Origin of the sequence: Aquabacterium soli, assembly GCF_003933735.1 — a bacterium.
In the GTDB taxonomy this organism is placed as follows: domain Bacteria; phylum Pseudomonadota; class Gammaproteobacteria; order Burkholderiales; family Burkholderiaceae_C; genus Aquabacterium; species Aquabacterium soli.
Genome location: NZ_RSED01000006.1, coordinates 207203 through 225156, shown reverse-complemented (window position 1 = coordinate 225156; position 17954 = coordinate 207203). Strand labels below are relative to the sequence as shown.

Genomic DNA, 17954 nt, shown 5'->3' with positions numbered 1-17954 from the left:
TCAAGCGTTGGCGCGCTTGGCCAGCAGGGCCTTGGCCACGCGCGATGCTGGCGGGCGGCCCAGCACGCCGCTGATGTAGGCGCCGGCATCGACCAGCGCGTCCAGGTCCAGCCCGGTGTGGATGCCCAGGCCGTGCAGCAGGTAGACCACGTCCTCGGTGGCCACGTTGCCGGTGGCGCCCTTGGCATAAGGGCAGCCGCCCAGGCCGGCGATGCTGGCGTCGAAGGTGTGGATGCCCAGCTGCAGGCAGGCGTGGATGTTGGTCAGCGCCTGGCCATAGGTGTCGTGGAAATGGCCGCTCAGCTCAGCCAGCGGTACATGCTTGAGCGTGGCTTCCATCACCTGGCTCACGCGGCCGGCCGTGCCCACGCCGATGGTGTCGGCGATGCCGATGTGGTGGCTGCCGATGCCCTGCAGGCGGCGGGCCACGTCCACCACCTTGTCGATCGCGATATCGCCTTCGTACGGGCAGCCCAAGGCACACGACACCGCGGCGCGCACGCGCAGGCCGTGCTGGCGCGCGGCCTGCGCCACGGGCCGGAAACGCTCGATGGATTCGGCGATGGAGCAGTTGATGTTGCGCTGGCTGAAGGCCTCACTGGCGGCCGCGAAGATCACGACCTCGTCGGCCTGGGCGGCCAGCGCGCCTTCGAAACCCTTCATGTTGGGCGTGAGCACGGAGTAGCGCACACCGGGCTGGCGCTGGATGCCCGCCATCACCTCGGTGTTGTCACCCATCTGCGGCACCCACTTGGGGCTGACGAAGCTGGTGACCTCGATCTGCTTCAGGCCAGCGGCCTGCAGGCGGTGCACAAGTTCGATCTTGTGGGCTGCGGCCACGGGCTGGGCTTCGTTCTGCAGGCCGTCGCGCGGGCCGACGTCGACGAGCTGGACATGGGTGGGGAGCATGATGTGTCCTGGGGGTGTCTTGGGTGTGTGCTCAGGCCGTTGCGTCCAGGCGCAGCAGCTCGGTGCCTTCGGCCACCTGGTCGCCCACCTGGCACAGCAGTTCGGCCACGGTGCCGTCTCGCGGGGCGCTGAGCGTGTGTTCCATTTTCATCGCCTCGGTGACGACCAGCGGCTGGCCCTTGCTGACCTGCTGGCCAGCGGAGACGAGCAGGGCCAGCACGCGTCCGGGCATCTGCGTGACGAGCTGACCGGCGTGGGTGTCGCCGCCGGTGGTGCGCAAGAAGGGATCGCTCAGTGAGAGGCGGGCATGCAGCTTGTCGCCGAACACCTCGATGATGGCGCCGTGCCGGTGGATGTTCAGTCGACGGCGCTCGTCATCCAGGGTGATGTCGAAGAGGTCGACGCTCAGGGGTTGCACCTGGAAGGAGCGCCGTAGACCGTCGATCTCCAGCGCCAGGGTGCCGTCGCGGTGGTGTACGAGCATGCCGTGCAGTGCGTCGTTCTGGCCTTGCACGGCCAGGTCCAGCCAGCGACGGCCTTGTCCAGCTTGCAGGCGCCATGCATCGGCCCGTCCCCAGGGCGATGGCCTGGTGTGTTGGCCGCTGGTGTCTGCGGGGCCTCTGGATTGGCTGCCGGCGGCATCTGTGTGCAGCAAGCGTGCCGCGGCTGCCGCGACCAGCCAGGCCCGGGATGGCTCTGTAAGGACGAACAGCGCGGCCTGCTCACGCTCGATCAGACCTGTGTCCAGATCGGCCTGGTTAAAAGAGTCGGTGGCTGCCACACGACGCAGGAAATCCACGTTGGTGTGGAGCCCGCCTTCGCCCAGGTCGCTGATGTGCAGTTGCGCCAAGGCAGCATCCAGCCGCACCAATGCCTGTGCGCGATCAGGCGCCCACACGATCAGCTTGGCGATCATCGAGTCGTAATGCGGCGTGATTTCATCGCCTTCGCGCACACCGCTGTCGATGCGCACATTGGCGCGCGTGAAACTGGCCGCATCGGGCGTGCGCAGCAGGCGCAGGCGTCCCACGGCGGGCAGGAACTGCTGGTCGGGGTTCTCGGCGCAGATGCGGGCCTCGATGGCATGGCCATGGACGGCCAACTGATCCTGCGTGACGGGCAGAGGCTCACCTGCGGCCACGCGCAGTTGCCACTCGACCAGATCGTGACCGGTGATGGCTTCGGTGACGGGGTGCTCCACCTGCAGGCGCGTGTTCATCTCCATGAAATAAAAACGGCCCGTGTCGGCAAAGTCATGCTCGACGATGAACTCCACCGTGCCTGCGCCCACGTAGCCCACACTGCGCGCGGCGGCGATGGCCGCTGAGCCCATGGCGCTGCGGTGCTCGGGCTTCATGCCGGGGGCGGGCGCTTCTTCCAGCACCTTCTGGTGGCGGCGTTGCACGGAGCAGTCGCGCTCGAACAGGTGCACGTAGTGGCCCTGGGTGTCGCCGAACACCTGGATCTCGATGTGGCGTGGGCGTTGCAGGTAGCGCTCCACCAGCACTTGTGCGCTGCCGAAGCTGGCGGCGGCTTCGCGCTGGCAGGAGGCCAGGGCCGCGTCAAATTCGGCCTCGCTGCGCACCACCCGCATGCCCTTGCCGCCACCGCCCGAGCTGGCCTTGATCAACACGGGGTAGCCGATGCGCGTGGCTTGTTCGCGCAGGAAGGCCGTGTCCTGGTTGTCGCCGTGGTAGCCGGGCACCAGGGGCACGTCTGCCTGTTCCATCAACTGCTTGGCAGCCGACTTGCTGCCCATGGCCGCGATGGCCGAGGCGGGCGGGCCGATGAAGGCGATGCCAGCATCGGCACAGGCTTGCGCGAAGCCTTCGTTCTCGCTGAGGAAACCGTAGCCGGGGTGCACGGCCTGCGCACCCGTGGCCTGCGCTGCGGCCAGGATCAGATCTGCGCGCAGGTAGCTGTCGCGCGCGGCAGCGGGCCCCAGGCGCACGGCCTCGTCGCAGGCCTGAACGTGTGCGGCGTTGGCGTCGGCATCGGAGTAGACGGCCACGGTGCGGATGCCCAGGCGGCGCGCGGTGGCGGCCACACGGCAGGCGATCTCGCCACGGTTCGCAATCAGGATCTTGGTGAACATGCTGGCCTTCAATTCACTGGGGGGTCTGCCACGCGGGCGCACGCTTGTCCAGGAAGGCGCGCATGCCTTCGCGGCCTTCGTCGCTGGCGCGCACGTCGGCGATGATCTTCGCGGTGCGCTCGCTCAAGGCGGGCTCGATCACCGCGCCGGCGATGTCGTGGATCAGGCGCTTGCTGGCGCGCACGGCCTGCGGGCCGTTGGCCGCGATGGCCTGGAGCAGGGCCTCGACCTTGCCTGGTAGCTCTTCAGCCGTACACACCTCGTGCACCAGGCCCAGGCGCTGCGCCGTGACCGCATCGAAGCGCTCGGCCGTGGTGAAGTAGCGGCGCGCGTTGCGCTCGCCGATGGCGCGGATCACGTAGGGGCTGATGGTGGCGGGGATCAGGCCCAGCTTGACCTCGGACAGGCTGAACACGGCCTCGTGCGCCGCCACCACGATGTCGCAGGTGGCCGCCAGGCCTACGCCGCCGCCGTAGCAATCGCCCTGCACCTGGCCGATCAGGGGCACGGGGCAGGCAGCCAGCGTCCACAGCAGGTCCGCCAGGCGGGCGCCGTCGGCGCGGTTCTCGTCCCAGCTGTAGTCGGCCATGGCGCGCATCCAGTTCAGGTCGGCGCCGGCGCAGAAGGCCTTGCCGTGCGCGCCCAATACCACGGCGCGCAGGCCATCCTCTGCCGCCAGGGCCTGGAAGGCGGCCGTGAGCTCGGTGATCACGTCGGCGTCGAAGGCGTTGCGGCGCTCGGGTCGGTTCAGGCGCACGGTGGCCACATGGCCGCCGGCCAGATCGTGTCGCTGGATGTCGAGGGTGGAGTTCATGCGTTGCAAGCTCACATGCGGAAGACGCCGAAGCGCGTGTCCGCGATCGGGGCGTTGAGGCTGGCGCTCAGGCCCAGGGCCAGTACGCGGCGTGTGTCGGCGGGGCGGATCACGCCGTCGTCCCACAGGCGGGCCGAGGCGTAGTAGGGGTGGCCTTGGGCGTCGTACTGCTCGCGGATGGGGGCCTTGAATGCAGCCTCCTCATCCGATGACCATTGCCCGCCCTTGCCCTCGATGCCGTCGCGCTTGACGGTGGCCAGCACGCTGGCGGCCTGCTCGCCACCCATCACGCTGATGCGCGCGTTGGGCCACATCCACACGAATCGTGGATCGAAGGCCCGGCCGCACATGCCGTAGTTGCCCGCGCCGAAGGAGCCGCCGATGATCACCGTGAACTTGGGTACCTGCGCGCAGGCCACGGCCGTGACCATCTTGGCGCCGGCCCGCGCGATGCCTTCGTTCTCGAACTTGCGCCCCACCATGAAGCCCGTGATGTTCTGCAGGAACACCAGCGGGATCTTGCGCTGGCAGCACAGCTCGATGAAGTGCGCGCCCTTGTTGGCGCTTTCAGAAAACAGGATGCCGTTGTTGGCGATGATGCCCACGGGCATGCCTTCGATGTGCGCGAAGCCAGTGACCAGCGTGGTGCCGTAGCGGGCCTTGAACTCGTCGAACTCGGAGCCGTCGACCAGGCGGGCGATGACCTCGCGCACGTCGAAGGGCTTGCGGGTGTCGGTGGGGATGACGCCGTCGAGTTCTTCGGAAGGGTACAAAGGCGCGCGTGCGGCTTGCAAGGCCTGCTGCTGTTCGCCAGGCTTGTTGCGGGCAGAGCGATTCAGCCGTGCGACGCTTTGGCGCGCGATGGCCAGCGCGTGCAGATCGTCGTCGGCCAGGTGGTCGGCCACGCCCGACAGGCGCGTGTGCACATCGCCGCCGCCCAGGTCTTCGCTGGTCACCACCTCGCCCGTGGCGGCCTTCACCAAAGGCGGCCCGCCCAGGAAGATGGTGCCCTGGTTCTTCACGATGATGGTCTCGTCGCTCATGGCGGGCATGTAGGCGCCGCCAGCCGTGCACGAGCCCATCACCACGGCGATCTGCGGGATGCCCTGCGCGCTCATGTGCGCCTGGTTGTAGAAGATGCGGCCGAAGTGGTCCCGATCAGGGAAGACCTCGTCCTGGTTGGGCAGGTTGGCGCCGCCGCTGTCCACCAGGTAGATGCAGGGCAGGTGGTTGGTCCAGGCGATCTCCTGCGCACGCAGGTGCTTCTTGACGGTGAGCGGGTAGTAGGTGCCGCCCTTGACCGTGGCGTCGTTGCAGACGATCACGCATTCCACACCCGCCACGCGGCCGATGCCCGCGATCACGCCGGCGCAGGGCGAGGCGTTGTCGTACACGTTCAGTGCGGCGAGTGGCGCGATCTCCAGGAAGGGCGAGCCGGGGTCGAGCAGGCGCTCCACGCGGTCACGAGGCAGCAGCTTGCCGCGGGCGAGGTGCTTGGCGCGCGTGGCCTCGCCACCGCCCAGGGCGATGCGTTCGAGCTGCGCGTCCAGGTCGGCCACCAGGGCTTGCATGGCTTGGGCGTTGGCGCGGAAGCTCTCGGCGCGCGGGTTGAGTTGGGTGACGATGGCGGGCATGGAGATGACGATGTATGGGTGGGCCGAGGCTCAGCGGCCGAGTTGCTGGTCGAGTCGGGCCAGGGCCCCGGCCACTTCGTCGCGAAAGCGTGCATTCGCCTGGTCGGTGTCGCGCGGGGACTCGGGAGGCGCGACCGCGCTCCAGATCAGCGTGGTCAGTTGTTCCGCGGTCTCGTCGATGCTGGGCCGGCGCTGCGCGGTGATCGAGTCCCACAGCACATGCTCCATCGAGCCATAGACCAGATCCCGCATCAACCGCAGCGGCATGTCCTGGCGTAGGCGGCCTTCATCGCGCGCCTGGGCCAGGGCCTCCATCAGCGGTGCGGTGTAGCGGCGCTTGCAGTCGGTGACCACCTCTGCCAGCTCGGGCGCGGTGGCGCGGGCCTCGCCCAGCACCAGGGCGCACATGCCCGAGCCATCGGCCAGCAGGGTGACCAGGTGCTGGCGGATCACGTAGGCGAGCTTGTTGCGGATGCCGTCCTGGCGGGGGACCTGCGCCTCCAGATCGCGGCTGATCTCGTCGTACCAGTCCGTGATCACCTGGATGCACAGCTCACGCTTGCCCGCGAAGTAGGTGAACACCGTGGCCTCGGACACGCCGGCCTTCTCGGCGATCTGCGCGGTGGTGGCGCGCTGGAAGCCGTGCTCCGAAAACACGGCGCGGGCAGCGGCCAGCAACTCGGCCACGCGCTGCTGCGACTTGGCCCGCCGCGGGGCGGTGCGCTGCAGGGGCGCGCGGGGTGAGTGGAGGTCTGCGGCGGACATGGGTTCGATATTTGAGTGACGCTCAATTATCAGCAAGGGCTCACCGCAGTCAATCGGGGTTCACAGGGAAAACAACACGGAAATTGATGAGTGAAGGTCAGAAACAAGGGTTTTCCGGCAGCAAACCGGTACCCGCGTTGGCGGTGTGCTGCCTACACTGACCCCGTGGATCCCTGCCGCACGCGCGGGCCGCCACAAGCGGTCTGGAGCGCGATCCGGCACATCCTGAAAAGGTGGTCTGACGATGAATGCTCCTCTGCCCGAATCGGTGCTCAAGGCCCTGGCCTCCCTCAGCCTGGACGACAAATACGCGCAGGAGCAGGGGCGCGTCTTCATGAGCGGCATCCAGGCCCTGGTGCGCCTGCCCATGCTGCAGCACACCCGCGACACCATGGCCGGCCTGCACACCGCCGGATTCATCAGCGGCTACCGCGGCTCGCCCCTCGGCGGTTATGACCAGGCCCTGTGGAAAGCGCGCGAGCACCTCGAAGCGCACAACGTCGTTTTTCAGCCTGGCGTGAACGAAGAGCTGGGCGCCACCGCCGTGTGGGGCACGCAGCAGCTCGACCTGTACCCCGAGCACAAGCGCTTCGAAGGCGTCTTCGGCCTCTGGTACGGCAAGGGGCCCGGGGTTGACCGCTGCTCCGATGTCTTCAAACACGCCAACATGGCCGGCACCGCGCGGCTGGGCGGCGTGATCGCCGTGGCGGGCGACGACCATGTGGCCAAGAGCTCCTCGGTGGCGCACCAGAGCGACCACATCTTCAAGGCCTGCGGGCTGCCGGTGTTCTTTCCCAGCACCGTGCAGGAGATCCTCGACCTGGGCCTGCACGCCTGGGCCATGAGCCGCTTCTCGGGCCTGTGGGCCGGCATGAAGACCATCCAGGAGGTGGTCGAATCTGCCAGCAGCGTGTCGGTCGATCCGGACCGCGTGCGCATCGTGATGCCCGAGGATTTCTACATGCCCGCCGGCGGCCTGCACATCCGCTGGCCCGACCCGCCGCTGGAGCAGGAAGCGCGGCTGATGGACTACAAGTGGTACGCCGCGCTGGCCTACATCCGCGCCAACCGGCTCAACCACACGGTGATCGATTCACCGCACGCGCGCCTGGGCCTGATCGCCAGCGGCAAGGCCTACAACGACCTGCGCCAGGCCCTGGTCGATCTGGGTCTGGACGACGCCACCTGCGCCCGCATCGGCCTGCGCGTGCACAAGGTCAATGTGGTGTGGCCGCTCGAAGCGACCACCACGCGCGAGTTCGCCACCGGCCTGCAAGAGATCCTGGTGATCGAAGAGAAGCGCCAGGTCATCGAATACCAGCTCAAGGAAGAGCTCTACAACTGGCGCGAAGATGTGCGCCCCAATGTGCTGGGCAAGTTCGACGAGCCGGTGGGCGACCAGACCGGCGGCGAGTGGTCGCGCGCCAACCCGGCGGCCCACTGGCTGCTGCGTGCCAAGGCCGACCTGAACCCCTCGCTGGTGGCCCGTGCCGTGGCACAACGCTTGGATGCGCTGGGCCTGAAGGTGCTGCTGGACCAAGACACCCGCCGCCGCATCGACGAGCGCCTGGCCCTGATCGAGGCCAAGGAGCGCCCGGCCCTGAACGTGAGCACGCAAGGCGGCAAGGCCGCCACCGACCGCGCCCCCTGGTTCTGCAGCGGCTGCCCTCACAACACCTCCACCCGCGTGCCCGAAGGCTCGCGCGCCATGGCCGGCATCGGCTGCCACTACATGGTGGTGTGGATGGACCGCAGCACCTCCACCTTCACGCAGATGGGCGGCGAGGGCGTGGGCTGGGTGGGCCAGGCGCCCTTCACCACCGAGAAGCACGTGTTCGCCAACCTGGGCGATGGCACCTACTTCCATTCGGGCCTGCTGGCCGTGCGCCAGAGCATCGCGGCCAAGGTCAACATCACCTACAAGATCCTCTACAACGACGCGGTGGCCATGACGGGCGGCCAGCCGCTGGACGGCACCCTGGGCGTGCCCGCCATCAGCCGCGAGCTGCAGGCCGAAGGCGTGGGCCGCATCGCCATCGTCAGCGACGAGCCCGAGAAGTACGACGGCTGCACCGACCTGGCGGGGGGCGCCACCGTGCACCACCGCGACGAGCTCGACACCATCCAGCGACAGATGCGCGAGCTGCCCGGCTGCACCGTCATCATCTACGACCAGACCTGTGCCACCGAGAAGCGCCGCCGCCGCAAGCGCGGCACGATGGCGCAGTCCACGAAGCACGTAGTGATCAACGAACTGGTGTGCGAGGGCTGCGGCGATTGCTCGGTGCAATCGAACTGCCTGAGCGTGGAGCCGGTAGACACCGACTTCGGCCGCAAGCGCCGCATCAACCAGAGCACCTGCAACCAGGACGCCACCTGCGTGAAGGGCTTGTGCCCCAGCCTGGTCACGGTGGAGGGCGGCACCCTGCGCAAGAAGCACCAGGCCGACAAGCGCATGCCCTCATTGCCACATGATGTGCTGCCGGAGCCCTCGCTGCCCCGCAGCACCAGCGCCTACGGCATCGTCGTGGCCGGCATCGGCGGCACGGGTGTGATCACCATCGGCCAGTTGCTGGGCGTGGCCGCGCACATCGAAGGCAAGGGCATCGTCACGCAGGATGCGGCCGGCCTGGCGCAGAAGGGCGGCGCCACCTGGAGCCACATCCAGATCGCCGATTCGCAGCAGGCCATCCACACCACGCGGGTGTCCACCGGCGCGGCCGATCTGGTCATCGCGTGTGATCCGCTGGTGGCGGCACAACCGGCCACGCTGGGCACCATGGCGGGTGGGCGCACCCGCGTGGCGCTGAACGTGCACGGCACGCCGTCAGCGGCCTTCGTCCACAACGCGAAGTGGCAATTCCCTGGCGGCCATTGCGACAGCCTGATCGATGCCGCCGTGGCCGGCCCGGGCGATGGCGCAACCGCCGACGGCGAGGCGCTGAGCGCCGATGGACAGCCCCTGCACGCCGTGGGCAGGCTCGATGCCAACCAGCTCGCCACGGCCCTGCTGGGCGACACCATCTATGCCAATCCATTGATGCTGGGCTACGCCTGGCAGAAGGGCTGGGTGCCGCTGAGCCGCGCCGCCATCCTTCGAGCCATCGAGCTCAACGAGGTGCAGGTGGCCAACAACCAGGCTGCCTTCGAATGGGGCCGCCGTGCCGCGCACGATCTGGCCGCCGTGCAACGCCTGGCCCTGCCAGCGCAGCCCGTGCAGTGGACGCCGAGGCATGGCCAGCCGAAGGCGCACGCCGGTGATGAGGCCTCGGTGGAATTCGTCGTCAACCGCCGTGCCGAGTTCCTCACGGCCTACCAGAACGCGGCCTATGCCCGCCAGTACGTGGACTTCATCGACCGCGTGGCGCAGGCCGAGCGCCCGCTGGGCGGTCACGCGTTGACCCTGGCGGTGGCGCGCAACCTGTTCAAGCTGATGGCCTACAAGGACGAGTACGAGGTGGCGCGCCTGCTCAGCGATCCGGCCTTCCAGGCCCAGATTGCGCGGGATTTCGAAGGTGATTACAAGATCGCCTTCCACCTGGCCCCACCCACGCTGGGAGAGGGCGGTGCGGAAGGCCGCCCCGCCAAGCGCCGTTTCGGCGCCTGGCTGCGGCCGGCGATGGCGGTGCTGGCACGTTTCAAGGGCTTGCGCGGCACGCCGATGGACCCTTTCGGCCACAGTGCCGAGCGCCGCGCCGAGCGCGCCCTGATCGCTCAGTACCGCGGCCTGATCCAGGGGCTGCTGGGCCACCTGGACGCCAGCCGTCTGCCCCGCGCCGTAGAGATCGCCCGCGTGCCCGAAGACATCCGCGGCTTCGGCGCCCTCAAGCGCCAGGCCATGGACGCGGCCCAGGCACGCTGGGCCAGCCTGCTGCGTGACTGGCTTCGAGAGGAGGTGGCCAGGGCCGCCTGATGGTGCGCCATCAGGCGGAATGGCCCGCTCAGCAGGTTTCGTCGATCCGCTGCGCGAGGTGCGCCAGCGATTCTTCCACCTGGTCGACCAGCATCAGACACAGATCACCCGGCTCCAATCGCTGCAACGCCGTGTCGATGGCGATGAACTCGCCCATGATCTCGTCGACCTTGGTCGTGCGGGCTGCGCCCTTGAGGCCTTCGCGCAGCAAGGCCAGCACCTCGCCATCCTCGCGGCCACGCTGGCACGCGTCCTGGAACAGGATCACGTCGTCGAAGGCAGCGCCCAGGATGGCGGTCTGCTCGCGGATGTCGTCGTCACGGCGGTCACCCGCACCGCTGATGACCACGCTGCGGCGCTTGGCCGGCATCGCGTTCACGGCATTGACCAGGGCGCGCATGGCGTCCGGATTGTGGCCGTAGTCGGCGATCACGGTGGCGCCCTTGTAGTCCATCACGTTGAAGCGGCCCGGCGCGTTGTCGGCATCGTTGGAGAAGCTGGCGAGGCCGCGGCGGATGGTGTCCCAGTCCAGGCCGGTGCTCCACGCCGCGCCAATGGAGGCCATCGCGTTGTCCACCTGGAAACCGATGGTGCCGTTGCGGGTGAGCGGGATGTCGCGCAGAGGGATCTGCTCGCGCCAACCGCCTTCGCAGGCCACGATGCTGTCGCCGTCGACGCTGATGGTGCGCTTGCCCTGCGCACGGTGCGTGGCCAGGATCGGGTGGTGGTGGTCCACCGCGAAGAAGATGATGCCGCCCGGGCACTTGGGGGCCATGGCCACCACGATCGGGTCGGCCGCGTTGAGCACGGCGTAGCCCGTGGGCGCCACGTTCATCACGATCACGCGCTTGAGCACGGCCAGGTCTTCGACCGTGGTGATGTAGTTCAGGCCCAGGTGGTCACCGGCACCAATGTTGGTGACCACGGCGGTCTGGCAACGGTCGAAGCCCAGGCCTTCGCGCAGCATGCCGCCACGCGCGGTCTCGAGCACGGCCGCGTCCACATCCGGGTGCAGCAGCACGTTGCGCGCGCTCTTGGGGCCGGAGCAATCGCCGCTGTCGATCTGGCGGCCATCGACGTACACGCCGTCGGTGTTGGTCATGCCCACGCGCAGGCCGCTGGTGGCCATCAGGTGCGCGATCAGGCGGGTGGTGGTGGTCTTGCCGTTGGTGCCGGTCACGGCCACCACGGGCACGCGGCCGTCGTCATCGGGCTTGAACAGGCGCGCGACCATGGCCTCGCCCACGTTGCGGCCCTTGCCGTACGAGGGCGACAGGTGCATGCGCAGGCCCGGTGCGGCGTTGACCTCGACGATGCCGCCGTGCTGGTCTTCGAGCGGCTTGTGCACGCTCTCGCACACCACGTCGACACCGCAGATCTCCAGTCCCACGGTCTGTGCCGCCGCGATGGCGCGCGCGGCCACCTCGGGGTGCACGTCGTCCGTCACGTCGGTGGCGGTGCCGCCGGTGCTCAGGTTGGCGTTGTTGCGCAGGATCACGCGGCGGCCCTTGTCGGGCACGGAGTCGGGCGTCAGTCCCTGCACGTCCAGGCGCGCCACGGCGATGTCGTCGAAGCGGATCTTGGTCAGCGAGGTGGCGTGGCCTTCGCCGCGGCGCGGGTCGGCGTTGACCAGGTCGACCAGCTCGCGCACGGTGTGCTCGCCGTCACCGATCACATGCGGCGGGTCGCGGCGGGCGGCCGCCACCAGCTTGTCACCCACCACCAGCAGGCGGAAGTCGCTGCCGGGCAGGTATTTCTCGACCATCACCTCGCCGATCTCGGCGGCCGCGCGGTAGGCGATGTCCAGGTGCTCGCGGCTGACGATGTTGACCGTCACACCCTTGCCCTGGTTGCCGTCCTGCGGCTTGCAGACCACGGGCAGGCCGATCTCCTGGGCAGCGGCCCAGGCGTCATCGGCATCCGTCACTGGGCGGCCGGTGGGCACGGGCACGCCGGCGGCGGCCAGCAGGGTCTTGCTCAGGTCCTTGTCCTGCGCGATGGATTCCGACACGGCGCTGGTTGAGTCGACCTCGGCCGCCCAGATGCGGCGCTGGCGCGAGCCCCAGCCCAGTTGCACCAGGCTGCCGCTGGTCAGGCGGCGGAAGGGGATGCCCCGGGCAATGGCGGCATCCACGATGGAGCCGGTGCTGGGCCCCAGGCGCACGTCTTCATCCAGTTCGCGCAGGCGGGCGATGGCAGCCTCGACATCGAACTGGCCTTCGGCGCCCTGGCGGGCGGCGCCGACCAGCGCTTCGGCCAACTCCAGGGCCAGGCGGCCCACGGGCTCTTCGCTGTACTCGACCACCAACTGGTAGATGCCGGGCTCGAGCGTGGCCGCCGTGCGGCTGAAGGTGACGGGGCAGCCGGCCTGGGCCTGCAGCGCCAGGGCCGTGGCCTCCAGCACGTGGGCCAGCGAGATCTGGTCGGGGCGGCCGTCGGGGCGCAGTGCGCCGATGGCGGGGAAGAGTTCGCGCAGGCGTTTTTCCAGGCCGGGCAGGGTGGCCAGGGCGCGTTCTTCAGGCTCGCAGCGCACGATCGCCTCGATGGCGGTGTGGCGGCTCCAGAGGTTGGGGCCGCGCAGGGCCCGGATGCGGGAAACGTCCATGTTGGCGTGTCTTTCTGGCGGCGTCTCAGCGGGAAGTGACAGGCTGCGGCGCCGGTGCGGGCGCCGTCAGACAGGTTTCGATGCCGGCGGCGATCAGTTCAGGCGAGATGCCCAGCGCCCAGGCGGCGGCGATGGCGGCCATCAGCACAGGCGGGCCATAGTCTTCGCAAAGGCGTTTGACGGCCGGGTTGTCCAGCGGCACGCTGGGGATCTGCGCTGCGCCTTCGGCCAGCACCAGGCGGCCATGCAAGGCCAGCACGGCGCGACCCCCATTGGCGCGGTGGTCTGCGATGGCGGGTGCGGAGGCGTCCTGGCCATAGAAGATCACGCCGCCATCGCACAGCTCGGCCATCTGCACCAGGCGCGGGTCGTCGGCGTTGAGCACGGCCACGCCTTCGGGCAGCACCACGTCCACCTGGGTGCGCAGCACCTTGAAGAGCTGCTCGGTCTCGCGGATGTCGTGGTGCTCCAGGCCGGCGATGCCCTGCAGGTCGGTCACGATGCCGACCAGGCAGCGGTCGTAGGCCAGGCCGTCCTCGAGGATGGTGGCGGCGCTGCTTTCCAGCACCACGGTGTCCACCTCGCGGTTGATCAGCAGGCGGCGGCCGGCGGCCCAGTGGGCGGCGGGGCGCTTGTCGATCTGGCGGCTGCCCAGGAACAGGCCGTCCTGGCAGGCCAGGCCCACGCGGCGCCCGCTCAGGTGCAGCAGCCAGGCCACCAGGCGGGCGACGGTGTTGGTGCCCTGCGAGCCGGCCACGCCCACGATGGGAATGCGGCCGGTGGCGTTTTCGTCGAACAGGTGGTCGACGATGGCGCGGCCCACGGGGCGGGGCAGGCCCATGGCGGGCTTGAGGTGCATCAGCAGGCCCGGGCCGGCGTTCACCTCGACGATGGCGCCTCCCTGGAAGCCCAGGGGGCGGGCGATGTCCTGGGCCACCAGGTCGATGCCGGCGATGTCCAGGCCCACCACGCGGGCGGCCAGGCTGGCCGCGTAGGCCACCTCGGGGTGGACATCGTCTGTGCAGTCGATGGTGAGGTTGCCGTTGCGCTGGATCAGCACGCGCTGGCCTTGGGCCGGGACGGAATCCGCGCCCAGGCCCTGGCGCTGCAGCAGCAGGCCCATGGCGGGCTCGCGGTCCAGCACGATGGTTTCCAGCGGGAACTCTTCCGCCTCGCCGCGCCGCGGGTCGCTGTTGAGCTGGCTGTCGATCAGTTGCACCACGGTGTCCCGGCCATTGCCGGTGATCCAGAGGCTCTCTCCGCGCGTGGCGGCCACCACCTTGCCGCCCACGACCAGCAGGCGGTGTTCGTCGCCGGCCACGAAGCGCTCGACGATGACCTCGCTGCCTTCTTTTTGCGCCACGTGAAAAGCGGCCTCGACATCGGCCTGCGTGCTCAGTTCCAGCGACACGCCCCGGCCGTGGTTGCCGTCCAGCGGCTTGACCACCACGGGCAGGCCGACGCCCTGCGCCGCTTCCCAGGCCTCTTCGGCGGTGGAGACGATTTCGCCCTCGGGCACCGGCACACCGCAGGATTTGAGCAGCGTCTTGGTCAGGTCCTTGTCGCGAGCGATGCCCTCGGCGATGGCGCTGGTCAGGTCGGTCTCGGCCGTCCAGATGCGGCGCTGGCGGGCCCCGTGGCCCAGTTGCACCAGGTTGCCGTCGTTCAGGCGCAGGTGCGGGATGCCCCGGTCGGTGGCCGCGTTCACGATGGCCGCCGTGCTGGGGCCGAGGTAGCAGTCGTCGATCTGGGCCAGCACACGGGCCACGGCGCCGGCCACGTCGAAGGGCGCATCGCCCTCCTGGAAATTGATGGCGGCGGTCAGCAGGGCATGGCCTTCGGCCAGGGCGCTGCGGGCGACCTGCTCGTCACGGGCGCGGAACACCATGCGGTAGACGCCGGAGGTGGTGGTTTCGCGGGTCTGGCCGAAACCGGTGGGCATGCCCGCCAGGTTCAGCAGCTCGATGACGACGTGTTCGAGCACGTGGCCTGCCCAGGTGCCTTCTTCCAGGCGTTGCAGGAAGCCGCCGCGCTCGCCGACGCCGCAGTGGTGCTCGACCAGGTTGGGCAGCCAGGTGGTCAGGCGCTCGTTCAGGCCGGGCAGGGTGTTGGAGGGGAACTCTTCGAGCCGGCCGAGGTCCAGCCAGACTTCGAGCACCGGACGGTAGGTCCAGATGTTGGGACCGCGCAAATAATTGATGCGCAGCAGCTTGATCTCGTGTGGTGTGCTCATGGGAGGTCAGCGGGGCGGGCGTCCGTTGGTGGGCCTTCTTGTCGGCTTTTTTTGACTTCGTTGTCGAATGGGCCCTTTCGGCGACCCGAGATTGTGACGGCGCGATCGGTGAAAATGCCAGTCCCCCATGAGGGAAACATGCTGTCCTGCACAGCCGTGTCCGACCCACACCACCATGCACCAACACCCTAGCGCCGATGCCCGAGGCAAGCCGGTCGACCCCGAACGGGCGGCCGCGCAAGCACCGAACACCGGTCTTGCTCCCGAAGAGAACGTTCTGGCCACCCTGGAGGTTGACCTCGACGAGCAACTTCGCTTCACAAAGCGCTTTCTGACGCTGACCCACCGCCGTCTGACATGCTCGGACCGTGAATGGGTGCTGAACAAGTCCCTGGCCCTGCGGCTATCAGACCATGCCGGGGTGGGTACCCTGGAGTTGCACGACAGCGAAACCCGCCTGGGGGTGTGGCATTTCACCCTGGGCGCCCAGGTGCAGGCCAACCGGCTGGTGGAACAATTCGAGCGCGCGCAGGCGGCCACCGCCGGCCAGCCGCTGGCCCAGCAGGAGGACGCCGCCCAGTGCCCCACCTGCAAGGCCTTGCTGCCGCCCGATAGCGACGAATGCCCCACCTGCGCCCGGGAACTGGCCACGCCGCCCTCCACCTGGGTGCTGCTGCGCCTGTGGCGCTTCGCCAAGCCTTACCAGGCGCAGTTGATCACGGGCTTCCTGCTCACCCTGGCGTCCACCGGCGCCACCCTGGTGCCGCCCTACCTGACCATCCCGCTGATGGACAAGGTGCTGATTCCCTTCCAGACCGGCCAGTCCATTGACAGCGCGCTGGTGGCCTGGCTGCTGGCGGGGCTGTTCGGCTCGGCCGCGCTGGCCTGGGCCTTGAATTGGGCACGCACCTACCTGCTGGCCCTGGTGTCCGAACGCATCAGCGCCGACCTGCGCACCGCCACGTTCGAGCACCTGCTGCGCCTGTCGCTGGACTACTTCGGCAGCAAGCGCACGGGCGATCTGATGTCGCGCATCGGCTCGGAAACCGACCGCATCAGCGTGTTCCTGTCGCTGCACGCACTGGATTTCGCCACGGACGTGCTGATGATCGGCATGACCGCCATCATCCTGTTCTCCATCAACCCCTGGCTGGCGCTGGTGACCTTGCTGCCTCTGCCCTTCATCGGCTGGATGATCCACCTGGTGCGCGACCGCCTGCGCACCGGCTTCGAGAAGATCGACCGCGTCTGGGGCCAGGTCACCAACGTGCTGGCCGACACCATCCCGGGCATCCGCGTCGTCAAGGCCTTCGCCCAGGAGAGCCGCGAGGCCAAGCGCTTCAAGGACGCCAACCTCCACAACCTGGAACTCAACGACAAGCTCAACAAGACATGGTCGCTGTTCTCGCCCACGGTGGCGCTGCTGACCGAGATGGGCCTGCTGGTGGTCTGGGCCTTCGGCATCTGGCTGGTGTCGCACCAGGAGATCACGGTCGGCGTGCTCACGGCCTTCATCGCCTACATCGGGCGCTTCTATGGGCGGCTCGATTCCATGAGCCGCATCGTGTCGGTCACGCAGAAGGCCGCGGCCGGGGCCAAGCGCATCTTCGACATCCTGGACCACGTGTCGAACGTGCCCGATCCCGTCAACCCGGTGCCCTTGCCCGCGGTGAAGGGCGGCATCCAGATGGAGGGCATCGGCTTTCGCTATGGCAGCCGCACCGTGATCCGCGACCTCAGCCTGGACATCCGCCCCGGCGAGATGATCGGCCTGGTGGGCCACAGCGGTTCGGGCAAGAGCACGCTGGTCAACCTGATCTGCCGCTTCTACGATGTGAGCGAGGGCGCCATCAAGGTCGATGGCGTGGACATCCGCCGCGTGGCCGTGGCCGATTTCCGCCGGCACATCGGCCTGGTGCTGCAGGAGCCCTTCCTGTTCTTCGGCACCATCGCCGAGAACATCGCCTACGGCAAGCCGGATGCCACCCGCGATGAGGTCGTGGCCGCCGCCCGCGCGGCGCATGCGCACGAGTTCATCCTGCGCCTGCCGCAGGGCTACGACTCGCTGGTGGGCGAGCGCGGCCAGGGCCTGTCGGGCGGCGAGCGCCAGCGCATCTCCATCGCCCGCGCGCTGCTGATCGACCCACGCATCCTGATCCTCGATGAGGCCACCTCGTCGGTGGACACCGAGACCGAAAAGGAGATCCAGAAGGCGCTGGACAACCTGGTGCAGGGCCGCACCACCATCGCGATCGCCCACCGCCTGTCCACGCTGCGCAAAGCCGACCGCCTGGTGGTGATGGACCGCGGCCAGGTGGTCGAGGTGGGTCCGCACGACGAACTGATGGCCCAGCAGGGCGCCTACTGGCGCCTGTACGAGGCCCAGGCGCGCAAGGAACAGGAAGCCGCCGCCGTGCTGGGCGACGGTGGTTCGAAGGAGCAGGCATGAGCGCGTTTGACATGACATCCGGTGGCGCGGGCTCCGCGGCGCCCAGCCCTGGGCCTGACTGGCGCCTGGCCCGCAACCCCCAGGGCCGCCTGGTGCTGACCGACGCGCAGGGGCAGGCGCACGTGGGCGTGGTGCCCGTGCGCGCCTTCCCCATCGCCGCCCCGGACGAAGGCGTCTCGCTGGTGGGCACCGACGGCCACGAGCTGGCCTGGGTGGCGCGCCTCAGCAGCCTGCCGGTCCAGCCGCGCCAGCTGATCGAGGAAGAGCTGGCCGTGCGCGAGTTCACCCCGGTGATCCGCCGCCTGGATGCGGTCTCCACCTTCTCTACGCCCAGCATCTGGACGGTGAACACCGACCGGGGCCAGACCAGCTTCGTGCTCAAGAGCGAGGACGACATCCGCCGCCTGGCGGGCAACGCGCTGATGATCGGCAGCGGCCACGGCGTGGCCTTCTTGGTGCGCGACCGGCTGGCGCTGGACGCGCATTCGCGCAAACTGCTCGACCGTTTCCTGTAAGGGCGCGAATGGCCGCCGGTGG

Annotated in this window: 10 protein-coding genes; 3 read left to right on the top strand and 7 right to left on the bottom strand. The window is 68.8% G+C overall.

Going from position 1 to position 17954, the window contains the following annotated elements:
* Genes EIP75_RS09615 through EIP75_RS09595 form a run of 5 tightly spaced genes read right to left on the bottom strand, consistent with a single transcriptional unit; the run spans nucleotide 1 to nucleotide 6217 of the window.
* On the bottom strand, nucleotides 1–909 hold the full coding sequence (locus EIP75_RS09615) for a hydroxymethylglutaryl-CoA lyase (protein ID WP_274379808.1): 909 nt from the start codon (nucleotides 907–909) through the stop codon (nucleotides 1–3).
* A 31-nt stretch (nucleotides 910–940) separates the two neighbouring features.
* On the bottom strand, nucleotides 941–3004 hold the full coding sequence (locus EIP75_RS09610; RefSeq protein WP_125243039.1) for an acetyl/propionyl/methylcrotonyl-CoA carboxylase subunit alpha: 2064 nt from the start codon (nucleotides 3002–3004) through the stop codon (nucleotides 941–943).
* A 13-nt stretch (nucleotides 3005–3017) separates the two neighbouring features.
* Nucleotides 3018–3818, bottom strand: coding sequence for an enoyl-CoA hydratase/isomerase family protein (locus tag EIP75_RS09605; RefSeq protein ID WP_125243038.1), 801 nt, complete (start codon nucleotides 3816–3818; stop codon nucleotides 3018–3020).
* Nucleotides 3819–3829: 11 nt separating this feature from the next.
* Nucleotides 3830–5452, bottom strand: coding sequence for a carboxyl transferase domain-containing protein (locus EIP75_RS09600; RefSeq protein ID WP_125243037.1), 1623 nt, complete (start codon nucleotides 5450–5452; stop codon nucleotides 3830–3832).
* A gap of 30 nt (nucleotides 5453–5482) precedes the next feature.
* Complete coding sequence (locus EIP75_RS09595) at nucleotides 5483–6217, bottom strand: TetR/AcrR family transcriptional regulator (protein WP_125243036.1); 735 nt, start codon at nucleotides 6215–6217, stop codon at nucleotides 5483–5485.
* 244 nt (nucleotides 6218–6461) lie between these two features.
* Between EIP75_RS09595 and EIP75_RS09590 the strand changes: the two genes are divergently transcribed.
* Nucleotides 6462–10130, top strand: coding sequence for an indolepyruvate ferredoxin oxidoreductase family protein (locus EIP75_RS09590; RefSeq protein WP_125243035.1), 3669 nt, complete (start codon nucleotides 6462–6464; stop codon nucleotides 10128–10130).
* Nucleotides 10131–10158: 28 nt separating this feature from the next.
* Here EIP75_RS09590 and cphA read toward each other — a convergent pair whose 3' ends face one another.
* Both cphA and EIP75_RS09580 read right to left on the bottom strand, forming a co-directional pair.
* Nucleotides 10159–12735 carry a cyanophycin synthetase gene (gene cphA / locus EIP75_RS09585; protein ID WP_125243034.1) on the bottom strand — a complete coding sequence of 859 codons (2577 nt, stop codon included), beginning with the start codon at nucleotides 12733–12735 and terminating at the stop codon, nucleotides 10159–10161.
* A 25-nt stretch (nucleotides 12736–12760) separates the two neighbouring features.
* The gene (locus EIP75_RS09580; RefSeq protein ID WP_125243033.1) at nucleotides 12761–14968 is read right to left on the bottom strand and encodes a cyanophycin synthetase; all 2208 of its coding nucleotides are present in this window, start codon (nucleotides 14966–14968) and stop codon (nucleotides 12761–12763) included.
* Between the two features lie 175 nt (nucleotides 14969–15143).
* Here EIP75_RS09580 and EIP75_RS09575 point away from each other — a divergent pair, with 175 nt between their 5' ends.
* A complete protein-coding gene (locus tag EIP75_RS09575; RefSeq protein ID WP_125243032.1) occupies nucleotides 15144–17417 on the top strand; it encodes a cyanophycin metabolism-associated ABC transporter in 2274 nt (757 codons plus the stop codon).
* Nucleotides 17414–17932 carry a cyanophycin metabolism-associated DUF1854 family protein gene (locus EIP75_RS09570; RefSeq protein WP_233584776.1) on the top strand — a complete coding sequence of 173 codons (519 nt, stop codon included), beginning with the start codon at nucleotides 17414–17416 and terminating at the stop codon, nucleotides 17930–17932. The genes EIP75_RS09575 and EIP75_RS09570 overlap by 4 nt, the downstream gene beginning before the upstream one ends.
* Nucleotides 17933–17954: the final 22 nt, after the last annotated feature.

Coding starts and splice junctions, on each gene's coding strand:
- EIP75_RS09570 (WP_233584776.1), top strand. CDS start 17,414: ATGAGCGCGTTTGACATGACATCCGGTGGCGCGGGCTCCGCGGCGCCC.
- EIP75_RS09595 (WP_125243036.1), bottom strand. CDS start 6,217: ATGTCCGCCGCAGACCTCCACTCACCCCGCGCGCCCCTGCAGCGCACC.
- cphA (WP_125243034.1), bottom strand. CDS start 12,735: ATGGACGTTTCCCGCATCCGGGCCCTGCGCGGCCCCAACCTCTGGAGC.
- EIP75_RS09590 (WP_125243035.1), top strand. CDS start 6,462: ATGAATGCTCCTCTGCCCGAATCGGTGCTCAAGGCCCTGGCCTCCCTC.
- EIP75_RS09580 (WP_125243033.1), bottom strand. CDS start 14,968: ATGAGCACACCACACGAGATCAAGCTGCTGCGCATCAATTATTTGCGC.
- EIP75_RS09600 (WP_125243037.1), bottom strand. CDS start 5,452: ATGCCCGCCATCGTCACCCAACTCAACCCGCGCGCCGAGAGCTTCCGC.
- EIP75_RS09610 (WP_125243039.1), bottom strand. CDS start 3,004: ATGTTCACCAAGATCCTGATTGCGAACCGTGGCGAGATCGCCTGCCGT.
- EIP75_RS09605 (WP_125243038.1), bottom strand. CDS start 3,818: ATGAACTCCACCCTCGACATCCAGCGACACGATCTGGCCGGCGGCCAT.
- EIP75_RS09615 (WP_274379808.1), bottom strand. CDS start 909: ATGCTCCCCACCCATGTCCAGCTCGTCGACGTCGGCCCGCGCGACGGC.
- EIP75_RS09575 (WP_125243032.1), top strand. CDS start 15,144: ATGCACCAACACCCTAGCGCCGATGCCCGAGGCAAGCCGGTCGACCCC.